We start from the raw sequence: 15,119 nt of genomic DNA, 5'->3' as shown, positions 1-15,119 counted from the left end.
GGCGCGGCCCGTTTTGAAGCCTCGCACCCCGACCTCATAAGGAGGATCCGTCATGTCTGAGCAGAACAAAGAAGCCGCTCTGACCTATCTGAAGGCGCTCGGCCGCGGTGATGCGGTCTTGATGGACAGTATTCTAACCGACGACTTCGACACCCTTGCCCGGGGGACCGCCAAGATCTGTGGCAGACGTACACGTGAAGAAACCGTGGCCTTCACAGGCGCGGTCCCGTCGTTATTCAAGGATGGAATTCGGTTCGAGTTCGAGAGCATCACCGCGGAAGCGGACCGGGTTGCCTGCCAGCTCAAGGGCTACTCCACGCTGGCTGATGGCCGGGTCTACAACAACGAATACATATACTTGTTCCATGTCCGGGACGGGAAGATCTACCACATGGACGAGTACATCGACACCAAGTATGCCGATGAAACCCTCCTCGAGATGATGGATGAGCTCCAGGTCAAGTGACCCCTTTCCGCTGATCTGATTTGTCGTCGGGTCGCGGACCGACTGACGTCCCTGCGGCGATGCCCCTGTAGAAGCGGTGCGGAAACTACTGACCTCGGCGGCATCTTGAGATGGTGGTGGCCGAAGGGAGATTCGGGGTCATCGGGTTCGGCAGAGCAACGCTCATCGAGATCGGTCGCCTCGGAGCTATCCATGAGTTTCTCCTACCAGATCCGTCGACTCGACTGATGAGGTCCAGATCCGCGCCGATCCGGTCAGGATCGTTCTGTCGTAAGGCGCACCGGTGCTCCCAGTACCGGTGAACCTTCTATTTTATGTGTCCGAGACCCCGTCCGCCAATACGCGCGATGCCATCGCGGGCCTGACGCCCAAAGACCTCTGTGTCCGATGACCGCGCGGTCGAGGCCCTGAATCACCTCCGCCGGGGTGGCGCCGCCGTCCACCGAACGCAAATCGCTTCCCACCGCAGCGAGCAGGGTCATCAGAGCAGTCTCTTGGCTGCCATATACGGCCGTCGTCGACGATCCCGCCTACCACGCTCGATCTCGCTGGGGCTGACAAGATCCGGGTGAAACTCGGCGCCCGCAGCGGTCAACGCCTGCGCGGAGCCCCGATGGTCGCCGGGATCAGGTTCGACCCCGGCAGCAGCATGACCTCCGCCATAGGACGAGAGCCGATTTCATCCGATATCCGCTCATGAGACCTCCCACGATTGACGACCTACCTAAGCGCAAGGTAGCGTCAAGATTTTCATGCCAAAGCGGGGTAAGTATGTCGCCTGATACGGCGCAAGACGTCACTTTCGACCCGGCTCTGATGGTGAGGAGGGTTCGGGGTCGTTACGAGGTGACACGGAATGTGCGCCACAAGCAGATGCTGGAGCAAGTGCTCGAGCACCTCCAGGGTGAGGTGGACTTCGACCTCGACCGGCTCATGAACGCCTACCCGGTGCCCGAGCCTCGGTACCGGGTGTGGCGCGACGGTGCCGATATCGGTCCCAAGGGCCGCAAGGCCGTGCGGGAATGGTACGCCGGACATTTACGCGCGCGTGGCCTCGTACTGCAGTACGACATCGAGACGATCGTGGTCGATGACCGGACCATCGTCACCGACGGCTACATGTCCGCCGTCCTTCCGGGACAGTGCGTCAGGGCTCGGGGCGTGCCGGACGCCGACCCGTCGAAGATCTACCTCAAGCGGTACCGCAACTGCATTCTGTGGCCCTTCAGCGAGGCGGGCGAGCTCATCGGCGAGGAGTTCCACCTCAGCGGCAACCTCGGTGACTCCCACCTGTGGATTCTCGACGACGCGGACGTGCCGCAGGTGTTCCATCGACTGACGAAGGCGGCCGAGGCGTTTGAGAAGAGGACGGCGGGAACATGATCTCTCCGCAGCCAGCCCCGCCGGATGGCCAGCCTTCCCCTGATGAGATGGCGGAACTCCGAGCCCCGTCTTGGTAGCCCATGATGTCCAATCAGGGGGACTTGGCGCTCAGCTGATGGCCCCGACGGCGCCTGAGTTCGGAACAGGGCAAATCGTTGAAGTTTGACTACCACTACCAACAGAGCATCAGCGACCTACATCACGTCCCCGACGAATTTGCGACCTTCGAGCGGTCCGGCTACAAGACGATCTGGGTGCGGGAAGCTGAGCACGACTCGTTCCTTCCCCTGGCGATCGGTGCACTCCACACCACGACAGTCGAGATCGGCACTGGGGTGGCGGTGGCCTTCGCTCGCAGCCCCATGATCGCAGCACAGTTGGGCCATGATCTGCAGCTCGCATCGGGGGGACGTTTCGTCCTCGGCCTGGGGACCCAAATGCGCGGTCACGTGACGCGACGCTTCTCGATGCCGTTTGACCCCCCCGGATCGAGGCTGCGGGACTATATCGGCGCGGTCAAGGCAATCTGGCGTTGTTGGAACGACCGTGAGAAACTTGATTACCGCGGGAAATTTTACACGATCGACAAGATGCCCGACTATTTCGTCCCGCGTCCCTCGGCGGCAGGGCCTCCCCCGGTCTTCGTGGGCGCGGTGGGGGAGGGGATGGTCAGAGTCGCCGGCGAGGTGGCCGAGGGCATCGTGCTGCATTCCTTGTTGACACCCGACTACCTGGCCTCGGTTTTGCGCCCTTCGTGGACGCGTGGTCTGCGGAATCGGGCCGCTCCGCTCCACCGTCCCTTCCAGACGGTCGCCCCCGTCTTGGTCGTGACCGGACGAGACGAGAAGGAGCTCCGATCTGCCGATCGCCGGGTACGATCACGCATCGCATTCCTCGGCGCGACACATCAGTACCGAAGGATCTTTGACCACCACGGCTGGGGTCATATCCACGAGCAATGGGTCACCCTACTGAGAGCTGGAGAGCACAAGGAGATGAGCCGGCTCGTTGACGACGAGATGCTCCAGGCGTTCGCTGTCGTCGCCGAGCCCAGAAACGTCGCACAAGCGATGGCTGATCGGTACGCCGATGCATCCGACCGCGTCAGTGCGCTGACACCGTACCCGACCACGAGGGAGCTGTGGGATGAGATAGCAGTCGGTATGCGCGCGGTCACCACGAATCCCGGCGCAGATGGCACATAGCAAATAGTCGCGGTCAACGAAGGGATGAGCCGTGCGGAATAGGCGAACGGTCACGGTCTTCGGCGCCAGTGGGCGCATGGGCCAAGCACAGGTACGTGAGTTGATCCGTGCGGGGCATCGACCTCGCGCAGTGACACGCAGTGTCGGGCTCTTCGACCGTCTGGGGATCTTCGATGCCGACGTCGTCGCCGCCGACTACGCCGATCTGGATTCGTTGCAGCGGGCTGTATCCGGGGCGGACGCGATCTTCTACTCGCCGGCCTCCGTCGACAGGGATTCCGCGCTCCGTCAGAGCGAGCACGTGATCGCCGCAGCGCAGAGCTCCGGGGCAGGCGTCGTCGTTCTCAACTCCAAGATGTGGGCACCGGACCGGCCATGCGGTGAACCACGCTACGATCTGGTGCTGGAGATTGAGAACCTGTTCGCTGGCGCCGGGCTGCCTGTCGTGACGTTCAGGCCCGTTCTCTTCATGGACAATTTGCTTACCCGATTCGCCAAGCCGGCATTGGCGCTGGAAGGTGTCTACCGGTATTGTCAACGGCCGGACATGCGGGCGGACTGGATGTCCATGGACGACCTGGCGAAGTTCATGGTTGCTGCACTTGACCGCCCCGACCTCCACGGGAAGCGGATCTGTCTGGGTGGGCCGCAGACCCTTGGCATCGACGAGATTCTCGCCGTTCTCTCGCGTGTGATGGGCAAGCCCCTGCGGTATGAGTATGTCACCCCCTACGAGTTTGGCCTGCTCGCGCATGCCGCCCTCGGGTACGACGAGCGCGACCGGCCGAAGGCAGTCTCCGCGGCGTTCTTCGACAGCTTCTACTCGTTCAACAACAACTCCCCGCATCAGCCGTTCAGGGTTGATGTCGCGTCGGTGCTCCGAGAGATCCCGATCAGCATGGAGACCTTCGAGGAGTGGGCGGAGCGCCAGGACTGGACCTTCGACCCGTCTGCCGAGCCACTCGCAGGTTCTCGGGCCGGTTGATCTACGCATGCGGCTGCCGGAACCGCCGGGTCCATGCTCAGTCGCAAGGGGTTCGTCGGCCAGCGGTCGTGATGGAGCCTGATCAGGTCCGCCAGCGGCATCCTCGGGTCAGGCGCCGAGGTGACCGGCGTGTAATAGCCAGGCTGCTGTGATCGGTGATTGGTCCAATCGGCTTTCGGTGATACTGGGCAGATTCCGACTTTCTGCATGAGATCCAAGTGTAAGGCGTAGGGAGTTGCGGAGGCTGGAAGCCCGCGCACCTACCGTCACGGCTTTTCTGACGCGCATCATTTCGGCGTCGCGTGGGCGAGCATCTTACGCAGCCGCAGTCCAGAACGGTCTCTGATGGCCCGCGATTCGCAAGGTCCTTGGGACGCTAGGTGCGTCCGGAGAAGCGCGGCTGCGGGAACCATCGGGGCACCCTCACTCCGAAGGCGCGGATCGGCGCTGTGCTTCTGTCGCAGTCACCGCGCCTCTCGACGACAACGAGGAGCGGGTAGTGATCGAGAAGTCGTACGTCGACTCCGGCGAAAACCAGATCCATCACAGTGACACGACTGAGGGTTCCGGCGAGCCGAACTCTGATAGTCACGTCACGCTCACCGACCCGGACGTCTATGAATGTCCGTTCCCGGTCTACGAGAAATTGTACGACGAGCAGCCCGTCTATCGCGATCCGAAGTCAGGGAACTACATCCTCACGAGGTACGACGATGTCCGGAAGGCTTTACTGAATGTGGGCGTCCTGAGCAGCAACACCGGTCTTCTCGGCGAACTCGGGTGGGATCAAAAGGCGAGCGATCTGTTTGCGGCGCAGGGTTGGTTACCGATGAACACGTTGGTCTCTAACGACCCTCCGGGGCACCGTACCTACCGTTCGCTGCTCGACAAGGTGTTCACCGCGAAGAAGGTCGCGAGCCTTGAGTCGCGCGTTCAGGAAATCATCGACGAGCTGATCGACGCTTTTTCTGACGAGCCTGAGATCGACTTCTTCGACGCCTTCGCGGCTCCGCTGCCAATGTACGTTATCGCCGAACAGCTCGGCGTGGCCCGAGAGGATCGAGCCGATTTCAAGCGGTGGTCGGCCGCGGCGATGGAGAGCATGCAGCCGCTACTCACCCCGCAACGGCAGGTCGAGCTTGCTTGCGAGTTTGTTGACATGCAGCAGTATATGGCCCGCGCGATTGAGCGAGTCCGTGCCACTCCCGACGATCGGCTCATTAGCCGGCTAGCCAACACCGAGACCGAGGGACGGCTCCTGGACATGCGGGAGCTGCAGAGTCTGATTCTTCAGATCCTCGTTGCGGGAAACGAGACGACTACGACGACCTTGGCCTCCGGAATGTCGATGCTGCTGGAGCGGCCCGAGCTTGCCGAGGAGATCAGGGTGAATCCGGATTCTGTCCGGCCGTTCATCGAGGAGACGCTGCGCGTGGCAGCTCCGCTCCAAACGCTTTTTCGCAGGGTCACGACGGAAGTAGCACTGCATGGCGTCACCATTCCCGTCGGCTCGATCGTCGAGGTGCGCTTCGGCGCCGCCAACCGCGATCCCCGCAAGTTCCCCTGCCCGGCCGATGTCGATCTGGAGCGGAAGAACAGCGCGAGCCATATGTCCTTCGGCGCCGGGATCCACATGTGCGTCGGGAATCAGCTTGCTCGTGCGGAGCTGCGGCTGGCCTTTCAAACCCTAGTCCGGCGCCTCGATGGCATGAGGCCGTCCCGCGGGGCGGATAGCGTCCGGCTGCAGCGCTCGTACACCACCTACGGACCGAACCAGCTCTGGATGTCTTTCGACCTGCGTCGCTAGACAGTGACGCTCCCTCTCAAACGGCCAGCAGGGCGTCGCGGACATCGACGGCTATCAGCCTCAAGAGAGTGTATGCCGCCCACCCGACGAGTGGATTGGTGGCGGCATATCGACGGACTGAAACATCCTGCGGGGGCGCCGGACCTGGTCGGAAGCCTCCCAACTGATGGGCCGGCCGGGTCATCCGCTCTTTCGTCGGCCATGGCCAGACGACCTGAGGAGATTTGATGGGAAAGCATGACGGCAAGGTCGCATTCATCTCCGGCGCTGCCCGGGGACAGGGACGCAGCCACGCGGTTGCCCTGGCCAGGGAGGGCGCCGACATCATCGCGATCGACATCTGCGCGAATCTGGCTGCGGTTCCCTATCCGCTCGGGACCGAGGCGGACCTCCAGGAGACGGTCAGCCTGGTCGAGAAGCTCGATCGACGGATCGTCGCGACCAAGGTTGACGTCCGTGACCCCGCAGGCGTCCGAGCTGCCATGGATGCGGGGGTGTCCGAGCTCGGGCGTCTCGACATCGTCCTCGCCAACGCCGGTGTGATGACCCCGTGCGCGGCGGAGGACATCAGCGAGGAGGCCTGGAACGAGGTCGTCGGGACTGACCTGGGCGGTGTGTTCTTCACCGCCCAGGCCGCGATCAGGCACCTTAAACGCAACGAGAGTGGCGGGTCGATCGTCCTGACCAGCTCCACCGCCGGTGAGATCGGGATTCCCCACCTCGCGCACTACGTGGCGGCCAAACACGGCGTCATCGGGCTTACCAAGGCCCTCGCGAACGAGCTGGGGGCGTTCAACATCAGGGTCAACGCCGTTCTCCCCACGAGTGTGCGTACCGGGATGATCGAGAACCGTGCGACCGTCGATCTCTTCGACCCCATGGGGGAGACCGACGGCACCCTCGAGGGCGTCCGAGGTACCTTCGCTGCCGTGCAGGTCCTGCCGTTACCGTGGCTTGAGGCGCAGGACGTCACCGATCTGGTCATGTTCCTGGTGTCGGACGAGGCTCGGCACATCACCGGCAGTTCGATGCGCGTCGACGGCGGGGCCATCACCAAGGTCTGATCAAAGCGGCCAGAACTGCCTGCGGGCCCCGATGCCATCGGCATCGGGGCCCGCAGCGTAAGCGGCCGGCGGGTTGGCCGTAGTGCCTGTGCAGCTGCGGCCGTCACCGAGGGCGCAGGATGGGCCGCAGGGCGTCGAGGACTGAGGCGTCGTCGAGGGTGGACGGCACCGGCTCGTCGATGCCGTCGGCGATACCGCGCATGGTCTTGCGCAGGATCTTCCCGGAGCGGGTCTTAGGTAGTGCGGGCACGATCGAGATCTCCTTGAGTGAGGCCACCGCGCCGACCTGGTCGCGCACCATCTGGACCAGCGCGGCGCGTAGCCTGTCCTCGTAGCCTTCGGTGGCGGCCCCTTCTCGGTCCAGGACACCGGCTTTGAGGACTACGAACCCGCGCGGGAGCTGGCCTTTCATCTGGTCCGAGACGCCGATGACTGCACATTCGGCGACGTCGGGGTGCGAGGCGAGGACCTCCTCCATGCCGCCGGTGGACAGGCGGTGCCCCGCGACGTTGATGACATCGTCGGTGCGGCCCATCACGAACACGTAGCCGTCGGCGTCGATGCGGCCGCCGTCGCCGGTGAGATAGTAGCCGTCGAAAGCCGACAGGTAGGATTTCACGAACCGCTCGTCGTCGTTCCACAGAGTGGGGAACGCGCCCGGCGGGAGCGGCAGCTTCGCGACGATCGCGCCGTCCTCCCCGGCCGGCGCGGGCCTGCCGTCGGTGTCGAGGACCCGGATGTCCCAGCCGGGCAGGGGCCGGGTCGGTGAGCCGGGCTTGATCTCCAGCAGCTCGATGCCGGCCGGGTTGGCCACGATCGGCCAGCCGGTCTCGGTCTGCCACCAGTGGTCGATGACCGGGATCTTCAGCAGTTCCGAGGCCCAGCGGTAGGTCTCAGGGTCGAGCCGCTCCCCGGCCAGGAACAGGTAGCGCAGCCCGGACAGGTCGTACCTGCGCGCGTAGTCGCCGTTCGGGTCCTCCTTGCGCAGTGCCCGAAAGGCCGTCGGCGCGGTGAACATGCTGCGCACGCCGTACTCGGACATGACCCGCCAGAACTGACCGGCGTCGGGGGTGCCGACCGGCTTGCCCTCGTAGAGGACGGTGGTCGCCCCGGCCAGCAGCGGGGCGTAGACGATGTAGGAGTGCCCGACGACCCAGCCGACGTCGGAGGCGGTGAAGATTGTCTGGCCGGGGCCGACGTCGTAGACGTTGGGCATCGACCAGGCCAGCGCGGTGGCGTAGCCGCCGCTGTCGCGGACCACGCCCTTGGGCCGGCCCGTGGTGCCGGAGGTGTAGAGCACGTAGAGGGGGTCGGTCGACTTCACGGTTACCGGGTCGGCGGGGGTCGCCGAGGCGGCGGCCTCGGCCCAGTCGGCGTCGTTCGGGCCCATCGCTGCCACGGCCTGCGGGCGCTGCAGGATGACCTGCGTCTGCGGCTTGTTCGCCGACAGCTCGATCGCCTTGTCCAGCAGCGGCTTGTACTCGATGATCCGCCTGCCCTCGATCCCGCACGAGGCGGAGACGACGACCTTGGGGGCTGCGTCGTCGATGCGGGCCGCGAGTTCCTTGGCGGCGAACCCGCCGAACACCACCGAGTGCACCGCGCCGAGCCGCGCGCAGGCGAGCATCGCGATCGCGGCCTCGGGGATCATCGGCATGTAGATCACCACGCGGTCCCCGAGCCCGACGCCCAGGCCGCGCAGCACCCCGGCGAAGGTCGCGACCTCGTCGCGCAGCTGCGTGTAGGTGTAGGTGCGTCGGGTGTCGGTGACCGGAGAGTCGTAGATCAGCGCGGCCTGGTCGCCGCGGCCGGCCTCGACGTGTCGGTCCAGCGCGTTGTGCGCGACGTTGATCTCCCCGTCGGCGAACCAGCGGTAGAAAGGCGGGTTCGAGTCGTCGAGGGCCCTGGTGGGTGCCCGGTGCCAGTCGAGCGCCCCCGCGGCGTTCAGCCAGAACCTCTCCCGGTCCTCCACGCTGGCCCGGAAAACGTCCTCGTACCTACCCACGCGGGCCTCCTTGCCATGCACGGCGCTGTTTCAGGAAAGCTCTGTTTTGGGAAAGCACGGTGCCCGCCGTCAGTGGCTCTGGGTGAACCGAAGGACGGGGAGCTTCCCTTGCTGCTCGAACCGGGCCACGACACGCTGCCCGATGCTGGCCTCGGTCGCTGGCCTGCCGTCGGACGTCACCAGGTTGGTCAGCATCCGGGGCCCCTCGTCGAGCTGAACGTAGGCGAGGACGTACGGGGCGACTGCCGCGAAGGCCCCCTCGCCCCGGTGCACGACCGTGTAGCTGTAGACCTCCGCGCCGCCGCCGGCGGGCTCCCAGCGGACGCCGGCGGACGCGTGCCGGGGGCAGAAGGGCCGGGGCGGCCACAGCGCGGCACCGTCCTCGGCGCAGCGGCTCAGGACCAGCCGTCCCTCGGTGGCTGCCTCCCAATACGGCTCGAGGCCGGGCTCGACGGGCGGGTCCACGTCGGGGAATCGCCGTTCGGCGCTGGTCATGCGTCCTCCTGCCCCAGGATCAACGTCGCGCTGCCCATTCGGGTGCCGAGCCACCCGCCGGTCCCGTGTACCAGTGCGAGGTCGCAGTTCGGAACCTGCACTGCCGCGGCTGCCTCCCCGCGCAGCTGACGCACGGCCTCGATCGTGCGGGTCATTCCCCCGCGGTTGGCCGGATGGTTGTTGCACAGTGACCCGCCATCGGTGTTGAACGGGAGGCGGCCTGTCGCCTGCAACGTGCCATCCGAGACGAACCGCCCGCCCTCGCCCTTGGCGCAGAAGCCGAGATCCTCCAGCGTGATGATCACGGTGATGGTGAACGAGTCGTAGATCGAGACGTAGTCGATGTCGGCGTGTGACACGCCGGCCTCGGTGAACGCGCGTGGTCCCGACCACACCGCTCCCGTGTAGGTCAGGTCGATCCTGCCCAGATCGGTGTGCTTGGCGGCCTCTCCGGCCCCCAGCACCTTCACCGTCCGGCGTTCCAGGGACTGTGCCACCTGCGGTGACACCACGACCAGCGCTCCACCGCCGTCGGTGACGACACAGCAGTCCAGCCGGTGCAGCGGAGCCGCGATCAGCGGTGAGCCCAGGACCTCCTCTACCGTGACCGGCTTCTGGAGGAACGCGTTCGGGTTGTGCTGGGCGTGCGCGGCGGCAGCGACCTTCACCTCGGCCAGCTGCGCGGGCGTGGTGCCGAACTCGTGCATGTGCCGCCTGGCCGCCAGGGCATACGACGCCGGGTTGCTGTGCCCGTACGGCATCTCGAACGGCTGCGCTGGCCCGGCCGAGGGCGGTACCCGCCGGCCCGCGGACCGCGGCCGCCCGCCCATCGTGATCAATACGACCGAGCACTTGCCCGCCGCGATCGCCTGCGCGGCATGGCTCACCTCAGCCACGTAGGTGGAGCCACCGAGGTCGGTCGAGTCGAGGTGCCGCGCCGCGAGACCGAGGTGGTCGGCCATCGCGATGGGCCCGCCCGGCGCGTCTCCGGAGCAGAGGTAGCCGTCAACATCTGTCAGGTCCAGGCCCGCGTCCGCGAGGGCACCGACCGCGGCCTCGACGTGGATCTGCGCAGTCGATGTGTCCGGCAGCACGCGGCCGGGATGCTCGTAGGCGCCCGCAATGAACGCCGCCCCCCGGATGCTCATGCCCGTGGCCCGCCGGCGACGTAGATGACCTGCCCGTTGATGAAACCGGCGTCCTCGCTGGCCAGCAGGGCGATCGCGTTCGCGATGTCGATCGGCTGGGCGACGCGGCGCATCGGGTTCCGCTCCGCCACCGCCTCCTTGTACGCCTCGAAGTCGAGGCCCTGCCGGGCAGCCGTCTGCCTGATCATCGGCGTCTCCACGAAACCGGGCGCTACGGCGTTGACCGTGATGTTGAACTGGCCCAGCTCGATCGCGTGCGTCTTGGTCATGCCCTGCAGGCCGGCCTTCGCGGCCGAGTAGTTGGTCTGCCCCCGGTTGCCCAGCGCCGCCACGCTCGACAGGTTCACGATGCGGCCCCACCGCTGCTTCACCATCGACGCCTGCGCCGCCCGGGTGAACAGGAACGTCCCCCGCAGATGGGTGTCGATCACGGTGGTCCAGTCGTCGAGCGACATCTTGAAGACCAGGTTGTCCCGCAGCACGCCGGCGTTGTTCACGAGGACCCCAACCGGGCCGAGCTCCGCCACGGTCCGCTCGACGGCGGCCGCGACCTGGTCCTCCTGGGACACGTCGCATGCCACCGCCACAGCGGCGCCGCCGGCCTCGGCGATCTGGGCGGCGACCGACTTGGCGTTCGCCTCGACCAGATCGATCACCGCGACCGCGGCTCCCGCGGTGGCCAGCCGCTGCGCGGTCGCGGCCCCGATCCCCTGTCCTCCTCCGGTGACGATCGCGACCCGGTCCGTCAGGTTCACCATGTGGTCGTTCCTCTCTGGGAGCGGACCGAAGAGCGGCGGCCCGCACCACTGCGAATTCCGCCTGCTGCATCCACCATAAGCATGCCATACTGCATGCCAAGTAGATGCTTACCATACGAGGTCATGCCCTACTAGGAGGAGCAACGTGGACCTTCGCTATTCCGCCGCCGAGCAGGCCTATCGCGACGAGGTCCGGTCGACGCTGCGCTCCCTGTTGCCCGCGGACTGGGCTGGCTATGGCGCGCTCGGTACGGAGGAACGGGCCCGATTCGACCCGTGGTGGCGGGAACGACTGCTGGAGAGCGGCATGTTCGCAGCGGGCTGGCCCGCCGAGTACGGCGGCGGTGGGCTGAGCATCATCGAGCAGTCGATCGTCGCGGAGGAGCTGGCGGAGGCCGGCGCACCCCAGTACCCGACACCGAACGACACCTTCGGCCTCCAGCTGCTGGGCCCGACGTTGATGCACTACGGCTCCCCGGAACAGCGTGACTACTTCCTGCCCCGGACCCTCTCCGGCGAGATCCGCTGGGCCCAGGGCTACTCCGAGCCCGAGGCCGGCTCCGACCTGTTCAACGTGCGGACCGTGGCGCACCGCTCCGGCGATACCTGGATCGTCAACGGGCAGAAGGTCTGGCAGACCGCCGGCACCACCGCGAACTGGATCTTCACCGTCGTCCGGACGGACCCGGAGGTCAAGGGAGCCAAGGGGCTGAGCTTCCTGCTCATCCCGATCGACCAGCGCGGCGTGACCGTCCGGGGCATCCGGAACATGGCCGGAGAGACCGAACTCGCCGAGGTGTTCTTCGACGATGCCGTGGCCCGCGCCGACCACGTCGTCGGCGGTGTCGGGCAAGGCGCGACGGTGGCCATGGCGCTCCTCGGGTTCGAGCGCGGCGCGGGCGGCCTGGCCCTGGCCGTCTCGTCCCGGATCGAGCTGGAGCGGCTGGCGAAGCTGATCGTCGAGAGCGGCCGGGCCGACGACACGTCGGTGACCCGGCGCCTCGCCCGCTGCCGGGCCGACGCGCACGCGATCCGCTGCCTGGCCCTGCGCACGCTGGCCGCCGTCTCCTCGAAGGCGGTCCCCGGAGCCGAGTCGTCGGTGACCAAGTGGTTCGTCTCCCGCTACCGCCAGCGCGTCACCGAACTCGCGCTGGACGTGCTCGGTCCGGACGCAGTCGCTCTGGTGGGCCCCGACACCGTCGCCGCACGCGGCCCGCAGCCGAAGGGGGTCGACCCCACCTCGCGCACGGCCTGGATCCAGGCCGCCCTGCATGCCCGGCCGATCACCGTCTACGGCGGCTCACTTCAGATCCAGCGCAACACCATCGGTGAGCGGCTGCTCGGCCTGCCCCGTGAACAGCGCCCGACCACAGCTGCTCGGTAGGAGACGGACATGCGTTTTGAACTCGACGCCGACCAGGCCGACCTCGCCGCCTTGGCCCGCCGGTTCTTCACCGACGTGCTCGCGGACGACCGTGCGGCGATCCTGGCCGGGCGCCCCGGTCAGGAGCCCAAGATCTGGGCCCGGCTGGCCACCGAGGCGGGCTTTCCCGCCATCGCGGTGCCGGCCGAGCACGATGGCGCGGACGGAACATGGCTGGATCTTGCGCTCGTGCTGGAGGCCGCCGGGCAGGCGGTGTCCTCCCAGCCGCTGCTCGCGACCGCGGGCGCGGCGGTGGCTGTGCTGCGCGCCGGCGGGCCGGGTGCCCACCCCGCGCTGACCGAGATCGCCGCCGGGGAACGCACAGCCACCTGGGTGGACGCCGCGCGGCCCGCGGACGGGCTCACCGCCAGCGCCCGGGACGGGGGCTGGCGCGTGACCGGCCAGCGGGCGCACGTGCTGCACGGGGACTCGGTCGACCTGCTCCTCGTGGCCGCGAGAACGGCGGACGGTCTCGGCCTCTTCACGGTCGAGCGGGGGAGTGCCTCCGTGACGTCCGAGACGCCACTGGACCCGGCCCGCTCGCTCGGGACGGTGGTCCTGGACGGGACGCCGGCCACCTCGGTGGCCACCGATCTCGACGAGGCCGCGCTCGTCCGCGCCCAGGCGATCACCCGCATCCTGCTCGCTGCCGAGCAGGTCGGCGTCGGCCAGGGCGTCCTGGACCTCGCCGTCGAGCACGCGCTCACCCGGCAGCAGTTCGGCCGGCCCATCGGTGGCTTCCAGGCGGTCAAGCACCTGCTGGCCGACGCCTATGCCGACGTGGACTCGGCCCGGGTGGTCGCCCGCTACGCGGCCTGGGCGGTCTCGACCCCCGCCGCTGCTGTCGACAGGCTCGAGGACCCGGTGGAGCTCGCCGCGCTCACCTGCGCCCATGTCTCCCCGGCGATCGAACGCGCCGCCGCCGCCGCGCTCCAGGTCCTGGGCGGGGTCGGGTACGCGTGGGAGCACCCTGCCCACCTCTACTACAAGCGGGCGCTGTCCTCCGCGCGGCTACTCGGGCCGGCCGACGAACACCTCGACCGGCTCGCTGCGGGCCTCGGGCTGGGACCGGCACGTCGGTGAGCGATGGACCTGTGCTGTGGTCCTCGGTGCGGTTGCACCACGGCCCGGGCAGCGCCGCCCGGCTCGCTGACGAGCTCAGCCGGCTCGGCTCGCGCCGCCCCGCGCTCCTCGCCCCCCGGTCGGTCGCGCACGATCCGGGCCTGCGAGCCCTCCTCGGCGGCGCCGCCGGGCGTCCGTACGCCAGCCGGCGGGGTCCAGCCACATCCAGGTCGGCAAGCGGATCAACTGCCGGCCGATCGGGCTCAACGCGATCGCCGGGCCTTGCAGCCGCAGCTGGCTGCGGGCCTGCTCCGCCAGCCCACCCACATCCCGGCCTGCCTGCCACCGGCCCGCCCTGGCCGTCGGCTATCCATACCGGCGGCCGGTACAACGCGTCCCGCACCCCTTCGGTCTGGCACTGGTAGACATACCAGGCACCCGGCCGACCGTCCGGGCCCCGTCGCGACCGGCCGCGCGAGGAGCGGGCCGGGCCGGTCGACCGCCGTCACCACCCGCAGACCGCCGTCGTCGGGGGCCGGGCGGAACAGCACCGGCTGGATCGCCTCTGTGGTGGGCTGGAGGTCGCTGCGGACGTAGGAACAGCGCGCGACATCCGCAGGGTCGAGCGCCACATCACCCGGAGGGCGGGTCGACCCACCGCGACCCGAGCCGCCGCTCCCGCCGCCCTGCGGTGGCGGCGCCTGCCCGCCAGGAGATGCCGGTGCGAGGCCGTCACCACCCGCGGCCAGGTCACAGCCCGGGATCGGATTCTGCGCACAGTCCGTGGTCGCGTAGCTGTCAGCGAACGCCGGAGCCCCCGCAGCAAGTAATCCCAGTAGGCATGTGCCGGTGAGGACGAGGCGTGTCAACTGCATGAGCTCACCGGCTCGACAGCGAACCGGGTCACCTTCCACGACCCGTCCTGATGCAGCCGTACCTCGGACGTCACCGCCCGCCGCCCACCCGGCTCGCGGTGAACGGCGCCCCGTCCGCACGGTGACGCAGCCAGTTCGTGCTGTCGGAGCAGTCGAACACCATCACCGTCGTCGGCGCGTCGGCCGGCTCCACGGAGGTGACCTCCGGATGCAGCACGGGGGCGCCACGCGACACCAGCCCGTTGTAATGATCGGCATACAGGCTGCCGGAGACTGCCTGTAACGCATCCCCCGATGCGTACCGCGCCAGCTCGGGCGACTGCCAGTCCGAGGTATGGCCGCCTCGGCCATCGCCTCCCACAGACCGACATATGCGGCCACCAGAGCAATGGTTGAGACCTGTGGATCGGCTGGGGAGGGCGTACCTTCCCGGTGATCGAGGT

13 protein-coding genes are annotated in these 15,119 nt (G+C 67.5%); 8 read left to right on the top strand and 5 right to left on the bottom strand.

Annotation, left to right across the window (positions count from 1 at the left end; genetic code table 11):
* The first annotated feature begins 52 nt into the window (after positions 1-52).
* From FREUN1FDRAFT_RS39320 to FREUN1FDRAFT_RS00275, 6 genes are all read left to right on the top strand, one after another.
* Positions 53-466, top strand: a complete 414-nt coding sequence (locus tag FREUN1FDRAFT_RS39320) for a nuclear transport factor 2 family protein (protein WP_006537905.1) — start codon at positions 53-55, stop codon at positions 464-466.
* Positions 467-1,339: 873 nt separating this feature from the next.
* A complete protein-coding gene (locus tag FREUN1FDRAFT_RS00295; protein WP_006537904.1) occupies positions 1,340-1,849 on the top strand; it encodes a hypothetical protein in 510 nt (169 codons plus the stop codon).
* Positions 1,850-2,004: 155 nt separating this feature from the next.
* Positions 2,005-3,054, top strand: coding sequence for a TIGR03617 family F420-dependent LLM class oxidoreductase (locus FREUN1FDRAFT_RS00290; RefSeq protein ID WP_006537903.1), 1,050 nt, complete (start codon positions 2,005-2,007; stop codon positions 3,052-3,054).
* 31 nt (positions 3,055-3,085) lie between these two features.
* A complete protein-coding gene (locus tag FREUN1FDRAFT_RS00285) occupies positions 3,086-4,039 on the top strand; it encodes an SDR family oxidoreductase (protein WP_157474166.1) in 954 nt (317 codons plus the stop codon).
* A 499-nt stretch (positions 4,040-4,538) separates the two neighbouring features.
* The gene (locus FREUN1FDRAFT_RS00280; RefSeq protein WP_006537901.1) at positions 4,539-5,846 is read left to right on the top strand and encodes a cytochrome P450; all 1,308 of its coding nucleotides are present in this window, start codon (positions 4,539-4,541) and stop codon (positions 5,844-5,846) included.
* A 227-nt stretch (positions 5,847-6,073) separates the two neighbouring features.
* Positions 6,074-6,910 (top strand): mycofactocin-coupled SDR family oxidoreductase, encoded by an 837-nt coding sequence (locus FREUN1FDRAFT_RS00275; protein WP_006537900.1) that lies wholly within the window; start codon positions 6,074-6,076, stop codon positions 6,908-6,910.
* Between the two features lie 103 nt (positions 6,911-7,013).
* On the opposite strand, the gene FREUN1FDRAFT_RS00270 is transcribed toward FREUN1FDRAFT_RS00275, so the two are convergent.
* The 4 genes from FREUN1FDRAFT_RS00270 to fabG form a co-directional block, all read right to left on the bottom strand.
* A complete protein-coding gene (locus FREUN1FDRAFT_RS00270) occupies positions 7,014-8,915 on the bottom strand; it encodes an AMP-binding protein (protein ID WP_006537899.1) in 1,902 nt (633 codons plus the stop codon).
* A 69-nt stretch (positions 8,916-8,984) separates the two neighbouring features.
* Positions 8,985-9,410 carry a Zn-ribbon domain-containing OB-fold protein gene (locus tag FREUN1FDRAFT_RS00265; RefSeq protein WP_006537898.1) on the bottom strand — a complete coding sequence of 142 codons (426 nt, stop codon included), beginning with the start codon at positions 9,408-9,410 and terminating at the stop codon, positions 8,985-8,987.
* Positions 9,407-10,558, bottom strand: coding sequence for a thiolase domain-containing protein (locus tag FREUN1FDRAFT_RS00260; RefSeq protein ID WP_006537897.1), 1,152 nt, complete (start codon positions 10,556-10,558; stop codon positions 9,407-9,409). The genes FREUN1FDRAFT_RS00265 and FREUN1FDRAFT_RS00260 overlap by 4 nt, the downstream gene beginning before the upstream one ends.
* A complete protein-coding gene (gene fabG, locus FREUN1FDRAFT_RS00255) occupies positions 10,555-11,316 on the bottom strand; it encodes a 3-oxoacyl-ACP reductase FabG (protein WP_006537896.1) in 762 nt (253 codons plus the stop codon). Before fabG ends, FREUN1FDRAFT_RS00260 begins: the two co-directional genes overlap by 4 nt.
* Positions 11,317-11,461: 145 nt before the next feature.
* Between fabG and FREUN1FDRAFT_RS00250 the strand changes: the two genes are divergently transcribed.
* Positions 11,462-12,700 (top strand): acyl-CoA dehydrogenase family protein, encoded by a 1,239-nt coding sequence (locus FREUN1FDRAFT_RS00250; RefSeq protein WP_006537895.1) that lies wholly within the window; start codon positions 11,462-11,464, stop codon positions 12,698-12,700.
* Between the two features lie 9 nt (positions 12,701-12,709).
* Positions 12,710-13,822, top strand: coding sequence for an acyl-CoA dehydrogenase family protein (locus tag FREUN1FDRAFT_RS00245; RefSeq protein WP_006537894.1), 1,113 nt, complete (start codon positions 12,710-12,712; stop codon positions 13,820-13,822).
* Positions 13,823-14,746: 924 nt separating this feature from the next.
* Here FREUN1FDRAFT_RS00245 and FREUN1FDRAFT_RS00240 read toward each other — a convergent pair.
* Complete coding sequence (locus FREUN1FDRAFT_RS00240; protein ID WP_006537893.1) at positions 14,747-15,037, bottom strand: hypothetical protein; 291 nt, start codon at positions 15,035-15,037, stop codon at positions 14,747-14,749.
* Between the last annotated feature and the right edge of the window lie 82 nt (positions 15,038-15,119).

Origin of the sequence: Parafrankia sp. EUN1f, assembly GCF_000177675.1 — a bacterium.
GTDB lineage: Bacteria > Actinomycetota > Actinomycetes > Frankiales > Frankiaceae > Parafrankia.
Note: the sequence above shows the minus strand (reverse complement) of the source record. Positions and strands in the feature narration are given on the sequence as shown.

What these genes read in the sequence shown, in the direction of transcription:
- FREUN1FDRAFT_RS39320 (WP_006537905.1), top strand. Translation starts at nt 53, where the DNA reads ATGTCTGAGCAGAACAAAGAAGCCGCTCTGACCTATCTGAAGGCGCTC.
- FREUN1FDRAFT_RS00295 (WP_006537904.1), top strand. Translation starts at nt 1,340, where the DNA reads ATGCTGGAGCAAGTGCTCGAGCACCTCCAGGGTGAGGTGGACTTCGAC.
- FREUN1FDRAFT_RS00275 (WP_006537900.1), top strand. Translation starts at nt 6,074, where the DNA reads ATGGGAAAGCATGACGGCAAGGTCGCATTCATCTCCGGCGCTGCCCGG.
- FREUN1FDRAFT_RS00265 (WP_006537898.1), bottom strand. Translation starts at nt 9,410, where the DNA reads ATGACCAGCGCCGAACGGCGATTCCCCGACGTGGACCCGCCCGTCGAG.
- FREUN1FDRAFT_RS00260 (WP_006537897.1), bottom strand. Translation starts at nt 10,558, where the DNA reads ATGAGCATCCGGGGGGCGGCGTTCATTGCGGGCGCCTACGAGCATCCC.
- fabG (WP_006537896.1), bottom strand. Translation starts at nt 11,316, where the DNA reads ATGGTGAACCTGACGGACCGGGTCGCGATCGTCACCGGAGGAGGACAG.
- FREUN1FDRAFT_RS00245 (WP_006537894.1), top strand. Translation starts at nt 12,710, where the DNA reads ATGCGTTTTGAACTCGACGCCGACCAGGCCGACCTCGCCGCCTTGGCC.